Source organism: Duganella sp. 1411, from assembly GCF_017833525.1.
Lineage (GTDB): Bacteria > Pseudomonadota > Gammaproteobacteria > Burkholderiales > Burkholderiaceae_D > Rugamonas.
Window position 1 is genome coordinate 262,910 of sequence record NZ_JAFICD010000003.1, and the last position, 22,640, is coordinate 285,549.

Annotated in this window: 20 protein-coding genes and 1 tRNA gene; 6 read left to right on the plus strand and 15 right to left on the minus strand. The window is 62.6% G+C overall.

From position 1 onward, the window contains the following. Nucleotides 1–78 precede the first annotated feature (78 nt). On the minus strand, nucleotides 79–861 hold the full coding sequence (locus JOD97_RS18250; protein ID WP_209721154.1) for a TauD/TfdA family dioxygenase: 783 nt from the start codon (nucleotides 859–861) through the stop codon (nucleotides 79–81). A 105-nt stretch (nucleotides 862–966) separates the two neighbouring features. Between JOD97_RS18250 and JOD97_RS18255 the strand changes: the two genes are divergently transcribed. Continuing rightward, nucleotides 967–1,869: a LysR family transcriptional regulator gene (locus JOD97_RS18255; protein ID WP_209721157.1), complete on the plus strand. Its 903-nt coding sequence runs from the start codon at nucleotides 967–969 to the stop codon at nucleotides 1,867–1,869. A gap of 188 nt (nucleotides 1,870–2,057) precedes the next feature. On the opposite strand, the gene JOD97_RS18260 is transcribed toward JOD97_RS18255, so the two are convergent. The 3 genes from JOD97_RS18260 to JOD97_RS18270 are packed head-to-tail and all read right to left on the minus strand — an operon-like array spanning nucleotide 2,058 to nucleotide 6,216. After that, the gene (locus tag JOD97_RS18260; protein WP_209721160.1) at nucleotides 2,058–3,056 is read right to left on the minus strand and encodes a hypothetical protein; all 999 of its coding nucleotides are present in this window, start codon (nucleotides 3,054–3,056) and stop codon (nucleotides 2,058–2,060) included. Continuing rightward, nucleotides 3,053–3,580: a (2Fe-2S)-binding protein gene (locus JOD97_RS18265; protein WP_209721163.1), complete on the minus strand. Its 528-nt coding sequence runs from the start codon at nucleotides 3,578–3,580 to the stop codon at nucleotides 3,053–3,055. Before JOD97_RS18265 ends, JOD97_RS18260 begins: the two co-directional genes overlap by 4 nt. After that, nucleotides 3,577–6,216 (minus strand): xanthine dehydrogenase family protein molybdopterin-binding subunit, encoded by a 2,640-nt coding sequence (locus tag JOD97_RS18270; RefSeq protein ID WP_229264553.1) that lies wholly within the window; start codon nucleotides 6,214–6,216, stop codon nucleotides 3,577–3,579. Before JOD97_RS18270 ends, JOD97_RS18265 begins: the two co-directional genes overlap by 4 nt. A 214-nt stretch (nucleotides 6,217–6,430) precedes the next feature. On the opposite strand from JOD97_RS18270, the gene JOD97_RS18275 reads away from it, so the two are divergent. From JOD97_RS18275 to JOD97_RS18290, 4 genes are all read left to right on the plus strand, one after another. Next, on the plus strand, nucleotides 6,431–7,228 hold the full coding sequence (locus JOD97_RS18275) for an ABC transporter substrate-binding protein (protein WP_209721169.1): 798 nt from the start codon (nucleotides 6,431–6,433) through the stop codon (nucleotides 7,226–7,228). A 123-nt stretch (nucleotides 7,229–7,351) separates the two neighbouring features. Next, nucleotides 7,352–7,684, plus strand: a complete 333-nt coding sequence (locus JOD97_RS18280; RefSeq protein WP_229264554.1) for a metalloregulator ArsR/SmtB family transcription factor — start codon at nucleotides 7,352–7,354, stop codon at nucleotides 7,682–7,684. Further along, nucleotides 7,681–8,112: a YeeE/YedE family protein gene (locus tag JOD97_RS18285; RefSeq protein ID WP_209721172.1), complete on the plus strand. Its 432-nt coding sequence runs from the start codon at nucleotides 7,681–7,683 to the stop codon at nucleotides 8,110–8,112. Before JOD97_RS18280 ends, JOD97_RS18285 begins: the two co-directional genes overlap by 4 nt. A gap of 10 nt (nucleotides 8,113–8,122) precedes the next feature. Next, on the plus strand, nucleotides 8,123–8,548 hold the full coding sequence (locus JOD97_RS18290) for a DUF6691 family protein (protein WP_209721175.1): 426 nt from the start codon (nucleotides 8,123–8,125) through the stop codon (nucleotides 8,546–8,548). Here JOD97_RS18290 and JOD97_RS18295 read toward each other — a convergent pair. The 9 genes from JOD97_RS18295 to JOD97_RS18335 all read right to left on the minus strand — a co-directional run bounded on the left by JOD97_RS18295 (nucleotide 8,532) and on the right by JOD97_RS18335 (nucleotide 18,571). Continuing rightward, nucleotides 8,532–9,530 (minus strand): LLM class flavin-dependent oxidoreductase, encoded by a 999-nt coding sequence (locus JOD97_RS18295; RefSeq protein WP_209721178.1) that lies wholly within the window; start codon nucleotides 9,528–9,530, stop codon nucleotides 8,532–8,534. The genes JOD97_RS18290 and JOD97_RS18295 overlap by 17 nt on opposite strands. A 3-nt stretch (nucleotides 9,531–9,533) precedes the next feature. Continuing rightward, on the minus strand, nucleotides 9,534–9,908 hold the full coding sequence (locus JOD97_RS18300; protein ID WP_209721181.1) for a hypothetical protein: 375 nt from the start codon (nucleotides 9,906–9,908) through the stop codon (nucleotides 9,534–9,536). 84 nt (nucleotides 9,909–9,992) lie between these two features. Beyond that, the gene (locus tag JOD97_RS18305; protein WP_209721183.1) at nucleotides 9,993–10,418 is read right to left on the minus strand and encodes a hypothetical protein; all 426 of its coding nucleotides are present in this window, start codon (nucleotides 10,416–10,418) and stop codon (nucleotides 9,993–9,995) included. Nucleotides 10,419–10,501: 83 nt separating this feature from the next. Next, a complete protein-coding gene (locus JOD97_RS18310) occupies nucleotides 10,502–11,866 on the minus strand; it encodes a glycosyltransferase family 4 protein (RefSeq protein ID WP_209721186.1) in 1,365 nt (454 codons plus the stop codon). Nucleotides 11,867–11,878: 12 nt separating this feature from the next. Then, nucleotides 11,879–13,354: an aspartyl protease family protein gene (locus JOD97_RS18315; RefSeq protein WP_209721189.1), complete on the minus strand. Its 1,476-nt coding sequence runs from the start codon at nucleotides 13,352–13,354 to the stop codon at nucleotides 11,879–11,881. A gap of 11 nt (nucleotides 13,355–13,365) precedes the next feature. Next, nucleotides 13,366–15,531: a peptidase domain-containing ABC transporter gene (locus tag JOD97_RS18320; protein ID WP_209721192.1), complete on the minus strand. Its 2,166-nt coding sequence runs from the start codon at nucleotides 15,529–15,531 to the stop codon at nucleotides 13,366–13,368. After that, nucleotides 15,528–16,829: an HlyD family efflux transporter periplasmic adaptor subunit gene (locus JOD97_RS18325; RefSeq protein ID WP_209721195.1), complete on the minus strand. Its 1,302-nt coding sequence runs from the start codon at nucleotides 16,827–16,829 to the stop codon at nucleotides 15,528–15,530. Before JOD97_RS18325 ends, JOD97_RS18320 begins: the two co-directional genes overlap by 4 nt. Nucleotides 16,830–16,863: 34 nt before the next feature. Beyond that, nucleotides 16,864–17,853, minus strand: coding sequence for an NAD-dependent epimerase/dehydratase family protein (locus JOD97_RS18330; protein ID WP_209721198.1), 990 nt, complete (start codon nucleotides 17,851–17,853; stop codon nucleotides 16,864–16,866). Nucleotides 17,854–18,495: 642 nt separating this feature from the next. Beyond that, nucleotides 18,496–18,571, minus strand: a tRNA-Arg gene (locus tag JOD97_RS18335). Between the two features lie 199 nt (nucleotides 18,572–18,770). On the opposite strand from JOD97_RS18335, the gene JOD97_RS18340 reads away from it, so the two are divergent. Further along, nucleotides 18,771–19,334, plus strand: a complete 564-nt coding sequence (locus JOD97_RS18340) for a cytochrome c5 family protein (protein WP_209721201.1) — start codon at nucleotides 18,771–18,773, stop codon at nucleotides 19,332–19,334. A gap of 83 nt (nucleotides 19,335–19,417) precedes the next feature. Here JOD97_RS18340 and JOD97_RS18345 read toward each other — a convergent pair whose 3' ends face one another. Next, nucleotides 19,418–20,740, minus strand: a complete 1,323-nt coding sequence (locus tag JOD97_RS18345) for a sigma-54 dependent transcriptional regulator (RefSeq protein ID WP_209721203.1) — start codon at nucleotides 20,738–20,740, stop codon at nucleotides 19,418–19,420. 95 nt (nucleotides 20,741–20,835) lie between these two features. Next, nucleotides 20,836–22,626 (minus strand): ATP-binding protein, encoded by a 1,791-nt coding sequence (locus JOD97_RS18350; RefSeq protein ID WP_209721206.1) that lies wholly within the window; start codon nucleotides 22,624–22,626, stop codon nucleotides 20,836–20,838. Between the last annotated feature and the right edge of the window lie 14 nt (nucleotides 22,627–22,640).

The window sequence follows — 22,640 nt, forward strand, 5'->3', positions numbered from 1 at the left end:
TATCTCAAATACAAGCTTAACCAGACACCATGTCCTACCGTGCGTGGGGGAAATAACATAGTCCCCACGCACATTTCGCTACGCCGCCCGCGCCGGCACCGGCTCGTGCCAGATCACGCCGTCGGCGCGCACCGTGGTGCGGTTGAGGATGCGGCGCGATTGCGGACCGATCGGCGTCGCCTTGTGCGCCACGTGCAGGTTGTCGGCCATCACCACGTCGCCCGGCAGCCAATGGTGGCGGTAGGTGGCGCCGTCGCGCGAATAGTGGCGGTCGACCGCCTCCATCAGCGCCTTCGAGCGATCCGGGCCGTATCCCAGCACGCCGCCCGTCAGGCCCACGTTCAGGTACAAGGCGGGAACCCCGGTTTGCGGATGCTTGAGCACCAGCGGGTGGACCACGCCGTTGCGGTGCGCGGTATCGAGACCGTCGAACTCCTGCTTGATGTCGTCCTGCAGCTCGGCGTAGGCGCGCTGCAGGTCGGTGAACAGCGTGTCGCCGCCCTCGCTGGCCTGCGCCACCGAATACCAGAAGCTGATCGGCGTGGGGTCGGCGCGGAACGAGCCGTCCGAGTGCCAGTAGCGGCCCACCTCGACATGGCCGTCCTCGGGCCGGCTGGCGACGCGGAAGATCTCCTCGAAGCCGTCGAGTTGACCGCGCATGGCGGGAAAGGTCTCCAGCGTGCCGAACAGGCCGGTCGCGGCGATCTGTTGTTGCGGCGTCAGCGTCTGGTCGCGGATCACCAGCAAGCCGTGCTCGAGCAACGCCGAACGCAGCAGCCGGGCCGTGGCGGGGCCGGCGTCGCGCAAATCCAAACCTTCGATGGTGGCGCCAAAGCCGACCGGGAGCGGGGTGATGTTCATAGGGCCTCCTAAGCCTGAGATGTATGAAATCACTATATAGGCGGCAGCCGGCGATGATAATATGATCGGATTCGCATTGACCTTTGCGCTGGACGCAACGACTGTATGGACAGATTCGCCGAATTGAACGCGTTTTGCCTGGTCGCCAACAACGGCGGCTTTTCGGCGGCCGCGCGCCAGCTTGGCGTGGCCACGTCGTCGGTGACGCGGCTGGTCGATTCGCTGGAACAACGCCTGGGCGCGCCGCTGCTGAACCGCTCGACGCGCAGCATCACCTTGACCGACAGCGGCCGCGCCTACTTTGAGCACGCCACGCAAATCCTCGCCGCGCTGGACGAGGCCGACGACGCCGCCGGCGGCCGCGACGCCGAGCCCAGCGGGGTATTGCGCATCGCCGCGCCGGTCACGCTGGCGGTGCGCTACATCGCCCCGCTGCTGCCCGAGTTCGCGCGGCGCCATCCCAAGGTCACGCTGGACGTGCGGTTGAGCGACAACTACGTCAACCTGGTCGAGGAAGCGGTCGACGTCGCCATCCGCATCGGCAGTCCGCGGCAACAGCCCAACCTGATCGCGCGCCAGTTGGCGGCGCACCGGCGGCATATCTGCGCCAGCCCCGACTACCTGGCCCGGCACGGCGCGCCGCGCACGCCGGCCGAGCTGGCGCAACACAACTGCCTGCAGTTTTCCTACGGCGCCAGCGGTCATAGCTGGCGCCTGCGGCGCGACGGGCGGGAGGTCGACATCGACGTGCGCGGCAGCCTGAACGTGAACAATTCGGAAGTGCTGCGCGAGGCGGCGCTGGGCGGCATGGGGCTGGCGCTCCTGTCCGACTGGCTGATCCGCGACGAGCTGGCCGCCGGCACGCTGGTGCCGGTGCTGGCGGAGTACGACGTCAATCCCGGCGACATGGACGTCGTGATCCACGCCGTGTATCCGGCCAGCCGGCGTGGCTCGGCCAAGATCCGCCTGTTCACCGAGATGCTGGCGGCCGCGCTGCAAGACGAATGAACTCTGAAGACAACTTGGAGACACCTTGGAGACACGTAGGGCGGATTAGACCGAAGGTCGTAATCCGCCAATGCATGAGCCGTCGAAACGCATGCATGGCGGATTACGCTGCGCTAATCCGCCCTACGTGTTTTAGAAGTGTTTTAGAAGTGTAGCTGTGTTTTAGAGATGTTTAGCCGTGTATCAGATTACCGTTTGGACGGCGTGACAATCGGCTTGATCGTGCAAATCGGATTCTTCGGATCGGCGCAGCACGTCAGCAGCTGGTTCAGCGATTCCAGATTGGCCTGCTCCCAGAACTCCTTGCTTTGGTCGTTATTGACCGGCATCCAATGACTCAACGGATAACTGTTCGCCAGCGCGTTGCCGTCCTTGGCCGGTATCCTGCCACCGGCCATCGGCACGAATTGCGAACAGCTGGCCTGGTCGCCGATGCGGTGGCAACCAACGCAGGTGTTGTCGCGCGTGCTGATGCTGTTCGAGTGCCATTGCGCGAACTCCTTGCCGATGTTGCTGTAGCGCCCCAGCGGGTCGGCCGGCACCAGATACTTGAGCTGGCCGATCCACGGGCTGTACATGAACGGGTCGGCGTCATGGCAACTGAGGCAGTTCTTCGACGCCGTGGCCGCCGGCGACCACCAGAACTGGCCGGCGGAGATGCGCTGCGCCGGCGGCGCCTTTTCGTTGGGCGGCGGCACGCGCGAGGCGTCGAAGCCGGTCTTCTGGCCCGGCTTGCCCTCGGCGTGGAACCAGCAGGTGTCGCCGCTGTCGACATTGTGGGCGACGATGTCGACCTCGTCGAAGAACTTGCTGTTCGGATCGCGCAGCTGCTCGCGCCGGCACATGGCCGAGATCTGCGTCTTGCCGTAGGACAGGTTCAACAGCCGCGAATACGGCGTGCACTGGCCGAACGTGCCGTCGCCATACGGCAGCAGCGCCGGCCGGTCGCAGGTCATGCCCGGCTTGTACTCGGACGGCGTCTTGCCGTCGACCGTGATCGGCACGATGGCGCCGTCCAGGCAGTTGAAGGCGGGAATCTGGCCGATCATGTCGGCGCACACCTGGCCGTACTCGACGGCGCTCTGCCGGCTGAATTTGTTGACGGCCGCCTTGGGCGCGGCCGCTTGCGCCAGGCCCACCGTGGCGGCCAGCAGCAGCGCCAGCGAAGACAACAGCGGCAGCCTCATGATGTCACCCCGCCATCGCGGGTGTAGGGCAAGGCCACTTTGCGGATCGCCTCCATGTAGCGCACATAGCCGGTACAGCGGCACAGGTTGCCGCCGACCCAGGTCTCGATCACCGCGTCGAGCTGCGACGCCGGCACAGGCGCCCGCTTCAGGTGCGACAGCATGGCGGTGGCCGCCATCAGGAAGCCGGGCGCGCAGTAGCCGCACTGGAACGAGAAATTCTCGAGGAAGGCTTGCTGCAACGGCGCCAGCGCCTGCTCCGAACCCAGGCTTTCGACCGTGTAGACCGACATGTTCTCGACCGCGCTGACGGGCGTGGAACAGGACAGCGTCTTCTCCAGCACGCCGCCCTCGCCCTCGCGCGTGGCCACGGTGCAGGCGCGGCAGACGCCGATGCCGCAGCAAAATTTGGTGCCGGTCAAGTCCTGGCGCTCGTGCAGAAAATCGACCAGCGCCATGTCGGCGTCGGCGGCGTCGGCCTGCACCAGCTTGTCGTTGATGCGGAAACGGATGGAATTTGTCATGTCAAAGACTCCAGGACAGTGCGCGCGGTGACCGGCGTGGCCGTGTAGCGTTTGCCGCCGGTGGCCATCGCCAGCGCGTTCAGGATGGAAGGGCCGATCGGGCACATCACCGCCTCGGCGATGCCGCGCGCGGTGCTCTCGCCCGGCGCCGGCGGCAGCACGATCAATTCCTGTTGCGGAATATCGGTCGAGCGCGCGATGGCGTAGCGGTTCAGGTTCCAGGTGCCGTTGCCGGGCCCGCTGCGGTCGTTCGGGCAATGCTCGAGCAACACGTTCCCCAGCGCCATCGCGATCGCGCCCTGCGACTGGCCCGACACCATTTGCGGGCAATGCTGCACCCCGGCGCTGAGCACCGAGACCACCGATTCGACCGCGATCACGCCGGTGCGCGGCTCGATCGTGGCCGCCACCAGCGAGCCGCACGGCGCGTACGTGGTGCGGCCGAAGCGGAAGTTGATGGCCGGCGGATTGACCAGCTGCGCGCGCGGGACGGGCTGCAGGGTATCGAGCGTGAGGCCCGTCGAGATGTAGTCGAGCGGCAAAACGGCAGCGCCGCTGTTGAGCGAAAACTGCGCCTTGGCGAAGGCGCCGACGTAGCTGGCGTGCACCACCGCCACCATCGGCAGGCGCATGCGCGTGGCCTGCTTGACCAGCACCGACCACGGCAGCGACGGCATGCCTTCCGCGTGCAAGCGGTTGTCCTTCCACTTGAGCGCGGCCGCCGCTTGCGGCTTGCCCCAGATGGCGTTGGCCGCCGGCAGCAGCGTTTGCAAAAGCAGCGCCAGGCCGGCCTGCTCCACCACGTGGTACTGGTAGAACGCGCCCAGGCAGGCGCTGGCCGAGCCGGACGCCTTGAGCACGTAGTTGGGCGGGTTGGGCGCGGGCGGCTTGGCCGGCGTGGTGGTCAGGTTGAGCGCGTCGAACAACTGGGTCTCGCCCATGTTGATGCTGCTGGCGTTGCGCCCGAGGAAGGCGGCCGGCGCCAGGCCGAGCGCGGTGGCGGCGCCGTTGCCCATGTCGATGTAGGGCGTGTAGACGGTGATCGCGCCGTCCGGTTCGATCTGCACGGCGGCGAACATGCCGTCGCCGGAAGTGCCGTAAGCCTCGTTCGACAGCGCGAAACCCACGCCGTACAGCAATCCCTGGCGCTGTTTGGCCTGCTGCGTCAGCTTGCGGTTCTGCCACAGCGGATGGCGTTCCAGCCGTTGCAGCATCTCTTCCAATTGCAGCTCCTGCAGGATGGGCGCGCCGGTCACGGTCGCGCCCCGGCCCTTGCCCAGCAGATTGCGCCGGCGCAGCTCGAACGGATCGATGTTGAGCGCCTGCGACGCCTCGTCGAGCAAGGTTTCAATCGCCATGAAGGCTTGCGGGCCGCCGAAGCCGCGCTGCGAGCCGCCCATCAGTTGCGGCGTCTGCATCGACCTGGCGTTGGCGATCGCGCGCGGGATGTCGTAGCAGCTCATCGAGCTGAGCGCGGCCAGTTGCGCGACGTACGGCGTCAGGTTCATCTGGTCGCCGCCGTTGAGCGTGAAATCGCAGCGCAGCGCCTGGATCTTGCCGTTGGCGTCCACCGCCAGCGTTTCGCTGAACTGCGTCTCGCAGCGCTTCAGGCCGACCTGGAATTGCTCGAAGCGGCTCTGCGCCCAGCGCAGCGGCCCGCTCGCGAACGGCGCCGCCAGCGCCAGGTACATCGAAAACAGCGACGAGTCGCGTCCGCCGAAGCCGCCGCCCGGGTAGCACGACAGCAGATCGATGTCGGTCACCGGATAGGCGCTGCCGTCGAAGATGTCGGCCGCGTTGCGCAGGTCGCCGGTGGGCGACTGCGTGCCCAGCACCAGGCTCAGTTGGCGGGTGGCCGGGTCGTACCACGCCATGCCGGACTCCGGCTCCATGAACATCGGATCGATGGTCTGCGTGTAGAACCGGCGCGCGAAGGTCGGCCACGTCTTGGCGTCGATCGCGGCCTCGATGCCGGCGGCCACGGCGGTTTTTTGGGCCGCGTAATCGGTGCTGTAGACGTAGTTGAACTGCTTGCCGTCGTCGCGCACATAGCTGGTCACCGGCGAATACGCGCCGGTCGCGGTGGGCGCCGGCGCGCCGTATTGGATCACGTTCGGATTGAACTGCAGGATCTTGACCGCGCGGCGGTAGGCGTCGAAGTTGGCGAAAATCAGCATCGCCACCGGTTGCCCGAAAAAGTCGGGCGCCTTGCCGATGCTGGCCAGGAACGGGCTGTTCATGCCGTCCGCCAGCTTGAGCTTCTTGTCGACCAGGGCCTGGGCGTCGATCACGGCCACCGGGCGCAGCCCGGCGGGCAGCATGCCCAGGTCGTATCCGGTCACCACCTCGTCGTAGCGGTCGCAGCGCACGGCGTACAGGAACTGCTCGTTTTGCGGCCAATCCTTGAAGTCGCGCGCCTTGAAATCGCGCGCGTAGATTTTGTGTCCCAGCACCTTGGCCATGCCGTCGATGCGCCAGCGGGCCTGGCCCGGCACCGGCGCCCAGGCCGGCACCTCGGTCAAGCGCGGGCGCGCCGCGTTCATCGCCATGCCCGGCAGGCTGGTCACCGACAGGCCGACCGTCGCGCCGCTGGCCAGGACTTTTAAAAAGGTACGACGTGTTACTTCCGGATTCATGCCCATGTTTCCGTTCCCAGGTAATTGGCTTCCGCACGCGGAAAGCGCAGACGACAAAGCTGTCGGAATTGCCAGTAGGAATTATCCTAACATGTCGCGCATCGTGAAAAATCTCACATTGTCACACCACACCATTGGGCGTTGCGGCGGACGGACACTGCGCGCGGCGTCCGCTATCATGGAAGCAACGGCATTCCTATCCCCGAGCGAACCGATGATGAAAAGACTGGCGGCACTGTGCATGGCCGCGACCCTGAGCCTGGCGGCGAGCGCGCGCCCGGACCAGCTGTTGGCGGTGTACCAAGGCAACCGTCCGCCGTTCTCGTTCCGTGACGCGCACGGCAACGTCGCCGGCATCGAAGCGGACGTCGTCACCGAGGCGCTGCGGCGGGCCGGACACCGGGTCGTCTTTCTCGAGACGCCCAACGTGCGCCTGCTGCCGTTCCGGGACGGCGACGGCGTCGATCTGGCGGTGAGCGTGCGCGGCAGCGACGGCCGCGGCGTGTACTTTTCGGACGAGTTCGTCACATTCGAGAACATCGCCATCTCGCGCCGGGACCGGCACATCGTGCTCAAGTCGATCGCCGATCTCGACCGCTACACCTTCGCCATTTGGCAAAACGGCTGGCGCGACCTGGGCCCGGCGTTCGAGGCCCGCTACCGGCCCAGCGCCGATGGCCGCTTCCCGCCCAACTATTTTCAGCCGACCAATCAGCAAGCCCAAAACAAGATGTTCTGGTACGGCAGGGTCGACGTCATCGTCGTCGACAAGCAAGTGTTCGAGTGGTATCGCCAGCAGTTCAGCGCCGAGTTCGACACGGCGGTGGAACTCGACCGGCACGCGATTTTCGATCCGGTCACCGGCTTCAAGGTGGGGTTTCGCGACCGCGACCTGCGCGACGCCTTCAACCGCGCGCTGCGCGCGATGCGCAAAGACCATAGCTACGAACGTATCCTCGAGCGCTACGCGTCGCCTGGCCAGGTTCGCCCCGTGAACCCATCCCCGGATTGACCCCGGCGACGATGCAGGCCACGCCATCGCCCCGCGCACGCGATCCCCGATACATTATATTGATTTATATTTTGTTTCGTCATATAGTGTTTTCATGTCAGCGACCAAGCGGAACCCATCACAATGAACGCGCCCAAGCCATTCGATCCAGCCGTGATGCGCAGCGCCGCAACGCGGGCCTGCGGCCTGCTCAAGGTGCTCGCCAACCCCGACCGGCTGCTGCTGCTTTGCCAGCTGACGCAGGGCCCGCATTGCGTCAGCGACCTTGAAACCACTTTGGCGATTCAACAGCCTACGCTGTCGCAACAACTCGGCGTGCTGCGTGAAGAGCAGCTGGTGACCACGCGGCGCGAAGGAAAACAGATTTTCTATTCCATCGCCAGCGACGAGGCCATGGCCGTCATGCAGGTGCTTTACCAACTTTATTGCCCGCAACCAAACGGAGCCGAGCCATGACGATCGACTGGGTAAATTTCACGCCCTGGGCCTCATTGGCGGGCGGTGTGCTGATCGGATTGGCGGCGGCGCTATTGGTGTTGTTCAACGGCCGCATCGCCGGCATCAGCGGCATACTGGGCGGCTTGCTGCGGTGGCCGAAGGGCGACCTCGCCTGGCGCGTCGCCTTCCTCATCGGCCTGATCGCCGCACCCGGGGTCTACGGCCTGTATGCGCCGCTGCCGGCGGTGCATGTCGATGCGGGGACGGCAACCCTGGTCGTCGCCGGCCTGCTGGTGGGCCTCGGCACCCGGTACGGCGCCGGTTGCACCAGCGGTCACGGCGTTTGCGGGCTGTCGCGCCTGTCGCTCCGCTCGCTGGTGGCGACGGGCGCCTTCATGACGGCCGGCTTCGCCACAGTTTTCATCGTCCGTCACCTCATTGGATAGGGAGCGCATCGTGCACATCATCATGGCCCTGGTTGCCGGCCTCGTTTTCGGCCTAGGCCTGATCGTCTCCGGCATGACCGATCCCGCCAAGGTCATCGGCTTCCTCGACCTGGCGGGCCGGTGGGATCCTTCGCTTGGTTTCGTCATGGGCGGGGCCATCCTGGTCGGATTGTTCGCGTTTCGCTTCGCCGCAGGCCGCGACAAGTCGCTGCTGGGCGACGCGATGCGCTTGCCCACCTCGACCCGGATCGATCGCCGGCTGGTGTTCGGCAGCCTGGCCTTCGGCGCCGGCTGGGGCCTGGCCGGCTTCTGTCCGGGACCGGCGCTCGCATCGCTGGCCGGCGGTGGCGGCAAGCCCCTCGTCTTCGTTGCGGCAATGGTCGCCGGCATGCTGGTGTTCGAACTGCTGGAACGCGGCATCACCGCGCGGCGATGAGGTCACGCCGTAATGTCGCTAGCAGGTCGAATGACCGCAGCCGCGCTTGATGGTCGTGTATTTGCGAGGTAACAATCAATTCGTCTGGCGCCATGTGATCAATAAACGCCTGGAGTTGCGAGCGCACTGTTTCCGGGGCGCCTACCGCGCTACACGAAAGAACGATGTCGAGCAACGCGCCTTCTTGTTCGCCGAGCGTGGCGCGGAAATCGCGCATCGGCCTCGGCAGTTGCGACGGCGTGCCCCGTTGGCGGTTAATCATGGCCTGCTGTTGAGAGCTGGCGAGGTATTGTGCTTCCTGGTCGCAATCTGCCACAACCACGTTATAGCCCAGCATGACGTATGGCTCAGACAGTTGCGACGACGGCTGAAAATTGTCACGGTAGAGCTTGACCGCTGGTGCCAGCGCCAGAGGGGCAAATTGCGACGCGAAAGAAAACGGCAGGCCAAACCGCGCCGCGTGCTGCGCACCGATCAGACTGGAACCCAGTATCCATAGCGGGACCCGGCTTCCGCGGCCCGGGATCGCAGGGACGAGCTGGCGCGGCGCCTCGCTCAGATAATCCTGGACCCGCTCAATGTCGCTGGCAAAATTGCTGCCTACCGCCTCAGGGCCATGACCCAGCGCGCGCGCGGTAGCCGGGTTTGAACCGGTGGAGCGGCCAAGGCCAAGGTCTATGCGCCCGGGATAGAGCGCTGCCAGCGTTCCGAATTGCTCGGCGACGACCAGTGGCGAATGGTTGGGCAGCATGATGCCGCCGGAACCCACCCGTATCGTGTTTGTGCCGCCGGCCACATAAGTCATCAGAACCACGGTGGCGGCGCTGGCGATGTCCGGTGTCGCATGATGTTCTGCCAGCCAATACCGCTGATAGTCCCAGCGTTCGCAGTGTTGCGCGAGGTCGAGCGTATTGCGCAGCGCTGCGCTCACCGAGCCTCCTTCGACGATGGGCGACAGGTCTAGTACGGATAAGGAAATCATCGCCTAGCTCCTGCCGACCATCGCACCAACAAAGGCGGAAAATCCAACGCTCCCCAGTAGGGATAGCGCCGTAATACGATGCACAAAGCCTGGCTGCAGCCCGTCCGCCAGCAGCCGGAGGTGTTGCAATCTGATGGAGACCAGCGCGCCCAGGATCAAGATGAACCCGGTGATTAATTTGACGTGCTGAGGTCCTGCCACCAGCAGCAAAAGGAGGGGCAGAGAGGCCATGCGCATGATGCGGTCCGGCGTGCTGACCCGGGAGCGAATAAACAATGCCGCTTGTCCCGATGCCCGCGCCATCAGCAAAACAAACATACAGATCATCGCTATACCAATGATCGTGGAAGCGTCTAGTAACAACTCGGAGTTAACCATGTTCATTTTTTTGAGGGTAATTCGGTTGATATTGATTGTTAGAAAAAGGAGCGCGCATTCTTCAGCGCACTCCTTTGCCGCTAATTACGTGTGGTACGCCGGATCATCCGTAAAGTCGTAGTCAAACTCAGCGAAAGTCTCACCTTGATAAATGATTTCCACGTGGCCTGTCATGGTTGGCAGATCCTCGATAATCTGTTCGGTATGTACCGAGTAATATGCCACCGTATCGATGACGTTGAAAAAGTCATCGATTAACTGACTGGTTTGCCACTCCGGCGGAGCGATCCCGTCATACAGGTTGATGCATCCACTGACCATCCCGCCAAACACGGAAAGGACCGACAGCGCACCTTGCGTGGTGGCCATTAATGCGTTCAAAGCGGCCGATCCCGGGCCTCCTACGATGAGCGCAGTCGCTCCCGCAATGGCGCCGGCGCAACCGACGGCGTCACCCACGGTCGATGCACCGGCGATGGCATTCAACTCCTCTATTGTCATACTACGCATGCTTTCTCCTCATACAATTAAATGGCATTGATTGGGAAATCAATGGTTTTTACAAAAAAGACAAATTCAATAAAAAATTTGTTTTAAACTGACATTTCTCTTTCTTGTTCTGCAATATCAATAAACGAGTTTTGCAACGCAAGCCCTTGAATATTGATATCAAATTTTCTACGCGCCGCCAGCGCCCCAAACTTTCCGAACGCCCGGCAGGCATGAGGATTCAACAGCAGGTTTTCTATCGCGTCAGCCAACGCGGTCGGGTTATTGGGCTCCGCCAATAGGCCTGTGGCGCCGTGAATGACCAGCTCCTCAATCCCGCTGATATTGCTGGTGACGACCGGCACCTCCATCGCCATCGCTTCCTTGATACTGTTTGGCAGCATGTCGCGATCACCGTCGGCGGCGACCACGCAAGGCAGGACGAACACTTGTGCTGTGCTGAGCAGTTCCTTGACCTGCGCCGGTGGCACGGCGCCGGCGAAGGTGATCCGTTGCTGCAACCCCAGGCGATCGCATTGCTGCTGCAGCTGTTGTTGCAAGTAGCCGGCGCCCACCATGGTCAAGTGGAAATCGCACTCACGGTTGAGCAGCTCGCGGCACGCATCGATCAATACATTCAAGCCCTTTTTTTCCACCAGCCGCGCGACACACAGCATCTGGCCGCTGACCGGGACACGGCCTGGCTCCCGGGTGAAATAGCCGACATCGATACTGCTATAGATCACCTTGGGGGGCTGGCGCAGCCTGACCGTGCTCAATATATGCCTGCGGTTGTAGCTGGAGATCGTGAATACCATCCGCGCCGCCGCCACCAATTTTTTACGCATCAGCATCAAATCGGGACTGACGCTTTCCGAGTACAGATCGCGCGAGCGCAACGTGACCGTGAGCGGCGTCCGCGGGTTGGCTTTTAGTAATACCGCTAGCCACGCGACGTCGTTTTCAAACAGGAACGGCGCATGCATAAGGTCTGGCTTGAACGGCGTGCGGCGGATGGTGGCTTGATGCATGGCCACCTGCAGATTGCCCAGTCGCGTGCATGTCCAAACCAGCTCGCCGGGCAGACGCATGAGCGCCGCGAGCCGGTGGCGTCGGGTTTCCCTGGACGCCCACACGGTGCGCCACAACGTGTCAAACATCCGGGCCGCGCTGCGTTCGCCGTACAAACGCCGTTGGAAGAGCGAGCGGGACTGACGGTTAAACAGTAGCGCCAGCAGAAAGCGCATCACCAGCCCGACGTCGGGCAAACCAAGGCGGAAGGCCCGGATGCGGTACTCGACGCACTCCAGCAGGCCAGCCGCCAGGACTTTGGGGCTCAGATGCTCTAACTCACAGTAGGTCGCGTAGATTCTGAGCGTATGGCCGCAGCGTTTGAGATACAGCAGTTCCTCCAGGATGAAGGTTTCCGACATCTTGGGAAAAGCGCTGCGCACGTAGCTAATGTTCATCGTGTGTCCAGTTCAATGAAGTAATGAGGTATCGTCACCGTTGCGCCCAGGGCATAGCCGCACCAGATCCGCGGACGCGATGCTCTCCCAGCCCTGGCCGGCTTTGCGCAGCTGGCGCAGCAGGCCGGCGATCGAACAGCGTTGTCGAGTCGAACTGATTTGTTGCTGCACATCGACGATAAACTCCGGCACGCTGGTTTGTTGCAGCAACATGCTGTACGTTTTGCCCGGCCAAATCCGGGTATCGAGCTGTTCGGCGTTGATCGTTGCCGCCAGCTCGCGACTGGCCGCCTCCCTGGAGCGGGCGGCCTGCGTGATCAGATAGCGCTCGACCAGCGCGGGATAAAATTTGGGATCGCGCTGGAGCGCGCGGCCGATTTGTTCGCCGGCCTCGGCCAGGCGGCCGGCCAGGCGATCTTGCGTCGCGAGCGCCGTCAGCGAGCCGACGTGGCCTTGGGCGGCCGCCATCGTTTGCCATGGCTGACGTTGAGCCGGGGTGGACGCGAGCGCAATCAGTTTCAATTGAGCACCCAGATTGCCGTGTCGCGCCAAGGTCTCGTACCAGCCGGTATTAGGGTGGAAGGGTGTGTTGGCGGCCGGATTCAGCGCTTGAAAGTAAAGCACCGCATTGCGTGAGGAAATAAACACCCTATTTGCTGCGAAGAAATCTCCGCCCAGCAGAATGGCGTCATCGCCACCGTTTTTATTTTGTTCGGTGACATGCCAAGTGGCGGCAGGGAAGTTCTGCCCGCCGAGCGTCAGCGCGTTCAGCGCAACCGTCCCGATGTCGCTTTCGCCGCCATAGCCGGCTCCTTTACTGCCAGTCGGGGCAATCCGGGCGTCTGGCATGCCTAGCGTGAGCAACTGGCGCAAGACGAGGGACACCGTGGCGCCGGTATCGGCGACGGCCAGTGCCGATTGCGTACCCAGGGTGGCGGCCATGCGCGGAATGAGCGATTTTCCTTCCTTGACCAAGGGGACGGCGTGGGCTTGCTGAGTCCAGTCCGGCGCACAGCTGCCGGCAGGGTAGAGCGTGACGGATGAGGTGGCGAAGGAAATGTCGAGGTCGTAGCCCAGCAGGTGATCGGCGCCCAGCACGCCGTCCCAATGGGCCGAGATGATCGATTCAGCCTGTTCGGACGGCAGGGTGGTGTTGCGCAGCGTGATCGGGCCGACCGTGAAGTCGTCAACTTTCACCTTGCGCAGGCGGGTCTTGCCATTGAAACCGCCGATCGAGACGCCCGGACTGAAGCGAGCCACCGGCAGTGGCATGCGCGTACTGAGCAAAGTGAGGTCCGAGCCAGTGTCCAGTAACAACATCGCCGGTTTGCCGTTAATCGTTGCTTGTACGCTTGGCATGAGCGCGGGATTGTCAAAACTGAGTTTGAGCGTTGCTTCGGCCGGCGCGGGGCATGGCGCTGCCGCAGCACGCTGCGGCAGCAGCAGTGCGGCAAGTGACATTACATAGGCAATCATGGTGACTCGCATTCCGGTTCCATTCAATTGAGCGCGACGGTGGCGTCGGTGTTGGCGGGGGCAACCGGTGGCGGCAGCCGCTTGCCATCCTGCGCTGGTTTTTTCGCGGGCAAAAAACTGGCGAGGTCAATGATGCGGCCTGCCATGCGGATAGTGTCGGGCCGGTGAGCAACGACCAGACGTGTGCAGTTCAGCTTGGAAATCTCTTGATTCAGCACCATCTCATTGGCGACATCCAGATGGCTGGTCGCTTCATCCATCGCCAGCAGCGCAGGCCGGCTGTACAGCGCCCGTGCGATCAGTACACGTTGCTTTTGTCCGCCAGATAAGTTCGAGCCCAGATCGAGGATGCGCGTGTGGTAGCTCATGGGCATGGCCTTGACCTCGTGATGGATGCCAGCCTGGCGCGCGGCACGCATGACGTCGTCGTCGTCGATCGCGTCGGCAAATGATGCGATATTTTGGCGTATGCTGCCGGAGAACAGGTGATCGTCCTGTAACACCGCGCCAATACAGGCACGCCACTCGCGCAGGCCATAGCGCGCCAGTGGTTCGCCATTCACCAGCACGACGCCCTCGCTCGGCGTCAGCAGTCCAAGGATAATTTTCATTAGCGTGGTCTTGCCTGCGCCCGAGGCGCCGATCAGTGCCACGTGTTCGCCTGGTTCAATCTTGAACGAGATGTTCCGGAAGATCCATGGCTCGCGCTCGCTATGGCGATAGCCCACTTTTTTTAACTCTATTTTTGCGCCTAACGGTGAGCACTTGGGCACGAGCGTACCGCCTAAGGCCTCTTGCTTGGCGAGTACGATGTCGGCCAAGCGTTCGGTATGCAGGCGTATCATGTACAGCTCGGCCAGCTTGTCGATCAGCGCCCGCATGCGGGAGGAGAACTGGTCTTTGTAGGAGACAAATGCCATCAGCATGCCGACCGTAAAACTGCTGCTGATCCATTTTGCAGTGTCCGTGCCGACGTTGAGCACCGCCCAGGCACCCAGCCCCAGAATCGCCGCGCTCTCTGCGCTGAACAGGATGCCGTAAAGCAGCGTGAAGACGTTGGACAACATCTGGGTGTCGGTATTGCGCACCAAGACCTTACCCGCCAGCGCTTGCCACTCGCTGTAGCGTATCTTTTCCAGGCCCGCGACCTTGATCGAATGGATCGCGCGCAGGCTTTCCAACAGCAGGCTTTTTTCTCTTGCATCAAACTGCAGCGATTCCGCGTTCGCCTCCCGCAGCTTGGAAAAACTCAGCAAACGTACGCATGCATACAGTGCCAGCGCGACCACGCAGATCAGCGTCAGCACGCCTGAATACATATACATCATGCCCAGTGCGAGTGTGGCGAATACGCCGTCGACCATGGTCTCCACCGTTCCGCCGACCGCAGTCTGCTGAATTTGTCGCACGCTTTGGAAACGCGACATGATGTCGCCAGGGTGGCGCCGCTCGTACCAGCTGATCGGCAGATGCATTAAATGCATCATGACATTGGACGACCACTGGAAGCCCACCTGGTTGGTGAACGTCAGCGCAGCGGTACTCCGTCCAAACGCCAGCACTTGCTGTATCAGGTTGAGCGCGACAAAGCCGCCGATCAATAGCCACAGAAGATCTTTGTCGCCCGCCACCAGCGCCTGGTCGAGTATCCATTGCGTTATCAGTGGCAGGATCATGGCGGCGAGCTGAACCCCCAAGGCCAGTATCGTCAAGACGCTGAAGGTGCGTCTGACACCTGAAACCGAGCCGATCAGCCGACGCAATGTCACCGGGTTCTTGGGCTTCATCGGTTCGTAGGTGGCCGACTTTGCGAGTTCCAGCGCGACGCCGTTGAAGTGGGACTCCGCTTCCTGCATGGACAATCGGCGCACCCCTTGGGCCGGATCATGAATGGTGATGCGGCGGTCGCTCGCCTTGATCAGCAATACGTAATGATCCTTGTCCCAATGCAGTACCGCGGGCAGACGCAATTGCGGTAATTCGTGGCGTTCCAGCTTGATCGCGGAAGTGACCAGGCCGCTCGCATGCGCCATGAAAATCAGTTCGTCCAAGCGCGTGCCGCGTGTCCCAGTGGGAAATTTCTCACGTAAATCCGCCAGGGAGAGCCGGGAACCAAAGTAATTCAAGGCGCTGCCGATGCAGGCGAGTCCACATTCCGACGTTGTGTGTTGCAACAGGTAGTGGCTCATTTATTGCTCCTCAGGGGACTGGCGCTAAGTCGCTCTTTTGCCGCTATCAGGGGCTCGAGTATCCATTCAAGCAGGGTACGGTTCTCCTGCATCAGGTCAGCCTCGGCGACCATGCCGGGAAAGAGCGACTTTTGCTCGTCGAACGCCCGGATCGTTTGTGAGGCAAGGCGTACCGTCACCCTGTACAGGCCTTCACGCGATTGCAAAGGCAGGCTTTCGGGAATCTGATCCTGCGCGATCTGGGCCAGGCTGACGTCGGTTACGACACCGTCTTGCGCACCAAATTTCTGATACGGAAATGCGTCGTAGCGTAGCTTGACGGCTTGTCCACGGCGGACGAATCCAACTGCGCGGCTTGGCAAGTAGAGATAGGCTTGCAGCTGCACGTTATCGGGAACCACGGTAGCGGTGACCTGGCCTTCGACATAGGTACCAATATCGACCAGTACGCCAGTCACGCGACCTTGGACCGGCGCCACCAGCAAGGAAGATTTGCGATTGTTCAGTTCGAGGGTATCCTGCTGCAATGCCGCTCTGCGCTGATCGATCTGGGCCAAGTCAAGATTGGTCTTGGCGATGATTTGCGACCGACTCGTTGCCAAGGTCGTCAACTGCCTTTTGAGCGTCTGGACATTGCGAAAGGCGTCGGCCGCCGCCACCTCCAGGCTGGCCACGACGTCATGTTTGTCGTGCAGCGAGGCGTTGGAATAAAATCCCTTTTTGGCCAGGTCGTCAAACGAGGTGGCGTGTACGCGCGCTTCGGCTGCACGCTGTTGAGCTAGCTGAGCCAGGTGCTGCGCTGACGCGAGTTCATCTTTCCCCTGTTTTAGCTGAGCGTCCAACGACACCAGGTCTTCTTGGGTCACCACACGCCGGCTATCCCGTTCCAGCGTCAACGCCTCGCCTCGGCGGTTCATACTGTCGGTCAGCGCGTCGGTGAGCCGCATGGTTTCCGACGCGTGCGCTGGCGAGGCGGATGAGGTGTCGCCGGCGACGCCGCGTCCATCCTCCAGCGCGAATAGCGGGTCGCCCCTGCGCACCAGTTGCCCTTCCTTGACGAAGATCTGGGAGACGTGCCCGGGGCTGGCCGCCCGTACGCGGACGATGCCGGTCGATGGCGCCAACAGGCCGACCGCTGTCACCCTGCGGGTATAGTTTCCCAGCACCAGAAAGCTGATAATGCCCAGGATGATCAAAGTCGCCCCGATCGTCATGGCAATGGTGGTGGGATGCTGTTTGACCGCGATGGGCGATAGGTGGGCCTGTCCGTCTTTGCGTCCGAAATCCGAATCTGACATATCTCTGCAGTATTCCGTTATGGCATTGGGTTCATTAGGCGTGGGCACCGTCGTGCATATGCCACTCGCGGTACCAGGTCACAAAGTCGCTCAGGCCGGTCTGCAATTGCGTGTCGGGGGAGAAATCGATCCACTTGTGCAGTTTGTCGGTCCCCGCATGGGTGATGCGTACGTCGCCCAGTTGCATCGGCAGGAACTCCAGGATTGCCTTGACGCCCAAGAGATTTTCGAGGATGCGGATGAAGTCCAACACCGATGTTGGCCGACGGTTTCCGATATTGAAAACCTCATATGGAACCTTCCCGACGGCAGCTTGTTCCTTGAACAGCAGACGCGTCACCGCTTCGCTTACATCGTCGATGTAGGTGAAGTCGCGCAACAGAGTGCCGTTGGAAAACACTTCCAACGGCTCCCGCAATAGGATTTTTTTCGTGAAGTTGAAGTAAGCCATGTCCGGACGCCCCCAAGGTCCGTAGACGCTGAACAAACGGAGTCCGGTGATCGGTAGTTGATGAATCGCGCTGTAGCTGTAGGCCATCACCTCGTTGGCCTTCTTGGTGGAAGCGTACAAAGAAATAGGTTGGTCGGTAGGATCATCCTCTTGAAATGGGGTCTTGTCGCTGGAGCCGTAAACACTGCTGCTGCTGGCGAACACCAAGTGTTTGACGCGGTGTTGTCGACTCGCTTCTAAAATATTGCCGAATGCCAGGAGGTTTGATTGCAGGTAACTTTTCGGATTCTCCACCGAATAACGGACGCCCGCCTGGGCCGCAAGGTGGAGTACGTAATCGGGCTGGGTGACCGCGAATAACTCCTGCAAGGCTTGTTCATCGCAGAGATCGAACGCATGACATACCACGCCGGCGGGACGCAAAATTGATTCGACCCGGCCATGCTTCAGGCCTACCGCATAATAGTCATTGAAGTTGTCCACACCGACTACCGTGTGCCCCATGCGCGCCAGACGGGCGGCAAGATGGGCGCCGATAAAACCTGCTGCCCCGGTTACCAGGATGGAGCTCATGATTTGGCCGGCGCTGCCGCGCTCAATTTCTGGGGAAATGCGTGGCGATTCGTCGTGCAGTAAGCAAGCATGGTGATACTCCGCGATTGATTGATTGGCAATCTTAGCCGCGACTTATGGTTGAAAAATATCCAATAGTCACAAACGGATGATTGCCATAAAATAATCGTTTCGCTGATTATTTCTGTGCATCAACTTGCTTTTTTTGCATGGTGTGTTAAATGCGTTCCCTTAGGTCCTTGTGGATCTCAAGGCGCGTCGCTGCGTCGTGGACCGAGTTGCCCCGGTCTCGAGCATGGCTGAAAGTTGGAACGCGTATTTGTCGATGACGCTGCGTGAGCGCCCCACGGCGGAGGCCGGCGCGGTGATTTCCGCGCGCAGGTAGCGCCGGACAGTGTTGCCAGAGATGCGTAAGCGTCCGGCTATCTCTTGGAGGGGACCTGGTCACGAATATGCCAGCGTCGAATAATGCTTAGTCAACCGAGTAGGAATAACTTATTTTTACTTGGGTACGACGACGGTTTGCGAAAGATAAAGCAGACCTGGCACAATTTCGGCGGTGAGTGTGCCAAAAATATGCGAACCAACACATTACATTGCGAACAAATGCAACTGTTAAGTATTTGATTTATATAGAATAACTGGTGCGGCTGGCGGGGATCGAACCCACGACCCTTGGCTTCGGAGGCCAATACTCTATCCACTGAGCTACAGCCGCATAGGGGGATTTCTTGAAGTGTGCCGTAGGATACCGGTTTTATCGCTTCCCGTCCACGGAAAGTGTCGTTTTGAGCACCTTTGCGTTTCCATACAGGGATTTTTGAGTCTATAATCGCCCGTTTGGTGAAGGTTTTGCAAGGCAGCTTGATCAGTTTTCGCACGCCACCCCGGCTCGACATTAGTCTGTTAAGGAAATCATGAGCGACGCACATAACGAACACGAATCCGCAATCAGAACACCCAAGCAGCTCGTAGCAGCTGTGATCGGCTTTTTTGCAGTCACCGTCATCGGCATCATCCTGCTGGTGCAGTACGTCACCGCGGATAAATTAACCGGCGCCGGCTCCAACAGCCAGGCCCCCGAAGAAATCGCCGCCCGCCTCGCCCCCGTCGCCGACTCCGGCTTCACCTTCAAGGACGCCAACGCGCCCAAGGTGCTGCAGTCCGGCGAAGCCATCTACACCTCGACCTGCGCCGCCTGCCATGGCGCCGGCGTCGCCGGTGCGCCGAAATTCGGCGATGCCGGCAGCTGGGCCGCCCGCATCTCCCAAGGTTACGACACCATCGTCAAACACGCGATCGAAGGTTTGCGCGCGATGCCGGCCAAAGGCGGCAACCCGGAACTGGACGACGTGGAAGTGGCGCGCGCCGTGGTCTACATGGCCAACAAGGCCGGCGCCAAGTTCAAGGAACCGGAAGTGCCGGCCGCTCCCGCAGCGGCCACGGCCGAAAAAGCCGCCGATCCGGCCCAGCCTAAATAAACGGCAAGCGCCGCGCCCGACGCGGCAACCATCGAAAACCGGCTTGAATGGCCGGTTTTTTTACGCCCGCGTGTCCGCCACGGCTATTTGCGGCCGGTGCCGATCTGGTATTTCTTCAGCTTGTCGTACAGCGTTTTGCGCGGCACCATCAGATTGTCGGCCGCCAGGCCGACGTTGCCGTCGGCGGCGGCCAGCGCCTGGACGATCAGTTCGCGCTCGTGAAGATCGACCTGGCGCGGCAGCGACATGGCGTCGCCCGCGTCGGCCGCCGGCGCGGTGGCGGCGGCCGGCGCGATGCCCAACACCAGCCGCTCGGCGAAGTTGCGCAGCTCGCGCACGTTGCCCGGCCAGTCCTCCGCCTGCCATTGCGCCATCTGCTGCGCGCTCCACACCGGCACCGGGCGCCGGTAGCGGGCGGCGGCGTCAGCGGTGAAGTGGGCCAGCAGCAACGGAATGTCGTCGCGCCGGTCGCGCAGGCGCGGCAGGTCGATGCTGACCACGCCGATGCGGTAGTACAAATCTTCGCGGAATTGGCCCTGCGCGCTCAGTTGCAGCAAATCGACTTTGGTGGCGGCGACGATCGAACATTCGAGCGCGACCGAGTCGTTGCCGCCCAGCCGTTCGAGCTTGCGCTCCTGCAGCACGCGCAGCAGCTTGACCTGCAACGCCATCGGCATGCTTTCGATCTCGTCGAGGAAGACGGTGCCGCCTTGCGCGTACTCGAGCTTGCCCACGCGGCGCTTTTGCGCGCCGGTGAAGGCGCCCGCCTCGTGGCCGAAGATTTCGCTTTCGAACACCGATTCGGGCAGCGCGCCGCAGTTGATGGCGACGAAGTTCCCCTTGCGTCCGCTGGCGGCGTGCAGCAGGCGGGCGACGACTTCCTTGCCGGTGCCGGTCTGGCCGTTGATCAGCACGTCTACGCCGGCCGGGGCGACGTTGCGCACCAGGATTTTCAATTGCTCGATGGCGGCCGAGCGCCCGACCAGGTCCGGCAGGTCCGGATGCCGGGCGCGCTCGCTGCGCAGGGCGCGGTTTTCCAGCACCAGCCGGCGCCGCTCCTGCGCGCGCAGCACGGCGTCCAGCAGGCGGCCGCTGGCGAAGGGCTTTTCGATGAAGTCGTAGGCGCCGGCGCGCATCGCGGCCACCGCCATTTCCACGTCGCCATGGCCGGTGACGACGATGACCGGTAGTTCGGCGTCGAGCGCGGCGATCTGCGCCAGCAACTCCAGGCCGGAGCGGCCCGGCAGGCGCACGTCGGTGACGACGACGCCGGCGTAATCCGCGCGCAACAGCGCCTGCGCCTCTTCCGCGCTGGCGCAGGCTTGCACGCTGAAGCCGCCCAGTTCCAGCGTCTGGCTGGTGGCCAGGCGCAGCGCGGCTTCGTCTTCGATCAGTATGGCCTGCACGTCATGCTCCTTGTTAAGTAGGGCGGATTAGGCGGAACGCCGTAATCGGCCATCGATGCGCCGTTCGCGGCTCAACCATGGCCGATTACGCTGCGCTAATCCGCCCTACGTGTTTCCGATGATTCAATTTGTAGCGGCAGCCGCAGCTCGAAGCGGGCACCGCCGTCGGTCTGATTATGCGCCGTCAGCTGGCCGTTCATCGCCTGCACGATCGACGACGAGATCGCCAACCCCAGCCCCAGGCCCTTGCCCGACGGTTTGGTGGTGAAGAACGGTTCGAACAGGTGCGCGACCACCTGTTCCGGGATGCCGTCGCCGCTGTCGCTGATGCTGACCAGCGCGTGCCCGCCGTCGCGCGCGAGGGCGATGGCGACCACGCGGCGCTCGGCGGTCTCGACGGCGTCGAGCGCGTTGCGCAACAGGTTGATCAGCACTTGTTCGATGCGCACGCTGTCGCCGGTCACTTTCAGGCCGTCGCCGCCGACGTCGATCTCGAGCGTGACGGCGTGGCGGCGGAATTCGCTCTCGAGCAAAAAGGCCGAGGCCCGCACCGACCTGGCCAGCTCGACCGTGCCCAGGGTCTCGTCCTTGCGCGCGAAGCCCTTGAGCTGGCCGATGATGGCGCCCATGCGCGCGCTCGCCTCGCTGATGTGGCCGAGGTTGCCGGCGACCTGCTCGCCCTGTCCCCGTTCGAGGAAAACGCGGGCGTTGTCGGCGAAGGCGCGGATCGCGGCAAGCGGCTGGTTCAGTTCATGGGTGATGCCTGTCGCCATCTGTCCCAGCATCGCCAGCTTGCCCGCTTGCACCAGCTCGTTTTGCGTCGAGCGCAGCAGGTGTTCGGTTTCCTGCAGCTTGGCGTACTTGCTTTCCAGATGTTGATTGGTAGTGCGCAGCTGCTGCGTGCGTTCGACGATTTTGTCGTTCAGTTCGAGTTCGGCCTTTTGTAGTGCCGCGCGCGAAGCCAGCCGCTCCTCCAGCCGGCGCCGGCGCTGGTGAGAGGCCCAGCCCGCCAGCGCGGCGCACGCCAGCAACAGGGCCGCCGCCAGCGCCCATTGCAGGCCGGCGCGCAGCACCCGCGCCTGGCCTGGGAACAGCATCAACTGCCAGCCCAGCTGGCCCACCGGCTGCGTGACGAACAGGTCGGGCTTGGCGGACAGGGGCGTCACCGTCTTGCCCATGTATTGCTGGGTATGGGCCAGTTGGCGCTCGGTGGCGGCGTCCAGCGGCGTCAGGCTGCGGTAGATCCAGTCCGGCCGGTTGCTGAGGAAGATGACGCCGCTGCGGTCGGCCAGCACGATGGCGTCGTCGCTGCTGCGCCAGGTGCGTTCGAAGTCGGCCAGGCTGATCTTGACGGCCACCACGCCGGTGACCGGTCCGCCCGCGCTGCCCCGGCCGTAGACCGGCTGGGCGATGAAGTAGCCGGCCTCGGTGGTGCTGGTGCCGATGCCGTAGAAGCGCCCCGCCCTGCCCTGGAGAGCGGCGTCGAAGTAGGGGCGGTAGGAAAAGTTTTTGCCGACGAATCCCAGCGGCTGGTCCCAGTTGCTGGCGCCGATGGTCAGGCCGTCGCGGTCCATCACGTAGATGGCGCCGACCTTGGCCTGTTGCTGGATGGTTTTCAGGGTGCTGTTGAGGCGGTCGATCGCGCGCCGGTCGGACGGCTGCGCCAGCGCCTCGATCAGGTCGGGCTGGAAGCCGAGCACGAACGGCAGCGTCTCATATTTTTGCAGCAGCGATTGCAGGTCCGGCGCCATCAGCTGCAATTGGCGCTGGCCCTGCAGGCGCAGGTCGGCGCGGGCGCGCGAGGTGCCGGCGAAATACGCGCCGGCGACCGCGCCAAGCGCGCACAAGGTCACGATCAGGATCAGCAGGGATTTTTGGGCGCGCATCGGCAGATTCTACT

Bases quoted from the DNA above. Each gene is read 5' to 3' on its own strand.
- JOD97_RS18280 (WP_229264554.1), top strand. From the start codon at position 7,352: ATGAACGCGCCCAAGCCATTCGATCCAGCCGTGATGCGCAGCGCCGCA.
- JOD97_RS18255 (WP_209721157.1), top strand. From the start codon at position 967: ATGGACAGATTCGCCGAATTGAACGCGTTTTGCCTGGTCGCCAACAAC.
- JOD97_RS18315 (WP_209721189.1), bottom strand. From the start codon at position 13,354: ATGCGAGTCACCATGATTGCCTATGTAATGTCACTTGCCGCACTGCTG.
- JOD97_RS18305 (WP_209721183.1), bottom strand. From the start codon at position 10,418: ATGCGTAGTATGACAATAGAGGAGTTGAATGCCATCGCCGGTGCATCG.
- JOD97_RS18275 (WP_209721169.1), top strand. From the start codon at position 6,431: ATGATGAAAAGACTGGCGGCACTGTGCATGGCCGCGACCCTGAGCCTG.
- JOD97_RS18340 (WP_209721201.1), top strand. From the start codon at position 18,771: ATGAGCGACGCACATAACGAACACGAATCCGCAATCAGAACACCCAAG.
- JOD97_RS18350 (WP_209721206.1), bottom strand. From the start codon at position 22,626: ATGCGCGCCCAAAAATCCCTGCTGATCCTGATCGTGACCTTGTGCGCG.
- JOD97_RS18295 (WP_209721178.1), bottom strand. From the start codon at position 9,530: ATGATTTCCTTATCCGTACTAGACCTGTCGCCCATCGTCGAAGGAGGC.
- JOD97_RS18325 (WP_209721195.1), bottom strand. From the start codon at position 16,829: ATGTCAGATTCGGATTTCGGACGCAAAGACGGACAGGCCCACCTATCG.
- JOD97_RS18265 (WP_209721163.1), bottom strand. From the start codon at position 3,580: ATGACAAATTCCATCCGTTTCCGCATCAACGACAAGCTGGTGCAGGCC.
- JOD97_RS18310 (WP_209721186.1), bottom strand. From the start codon at position 11,866: ATGAACATTAGCTACGTGCGCAGCGCTTTTCCCAAGATGTCGGAAACC.
- JOD97_RS18250 (WP_209721154.1), bottom strand. From the start codon at position 861: ATGAACATCACCCCGCTCCCGGTCGGCTTTGGCGCCACCATCGAAGGT.
- JOD97_RS18330 (WP_209721198.1), bottom strand. From the start codon at position 17,853: ATGAGCTCCATCCTGGTAACCGGGGCAGCAGGTTTTATCGGCGCCCAT.
- JOD97_RS18285 (WP_209721172.1), top strand. From the start codon at position 7,681: ATGACGATCGACTGGGTAAATTTCACGCCCTGGGCCTCATTGGCGGGC.
- JOD97_RS18320 (WP_209721192.1), bottom strand. From the start codon at position 15,531: ATGAGCCACTACCTGTTGCAACACACAACGTCGGAATGTGGACTCGCC.
- JOD97_RS18270 (WP_229264553.1), bottom strand. From the start codon at position 6,216: ATGAATCCGGAAGTAACACGTCGTACCTTTTTAAAAGTCCTGGCCAGC.
- JOD97_RS18260 (WP_209721160.1), bottom strand. From the start codon at position 3,056: ATGAGGCTGCCGCTGTTGTCTTCGCTGGCGCTGCTGCTGGCCGCCACG.
- JOD97_RS18300 (WP_209721181.1), bottom strand. From the start codon at position 9,908: ATGGTTAACTCCGAGTTGTTACTAGACGCTTCCACGATCATTGGTATA.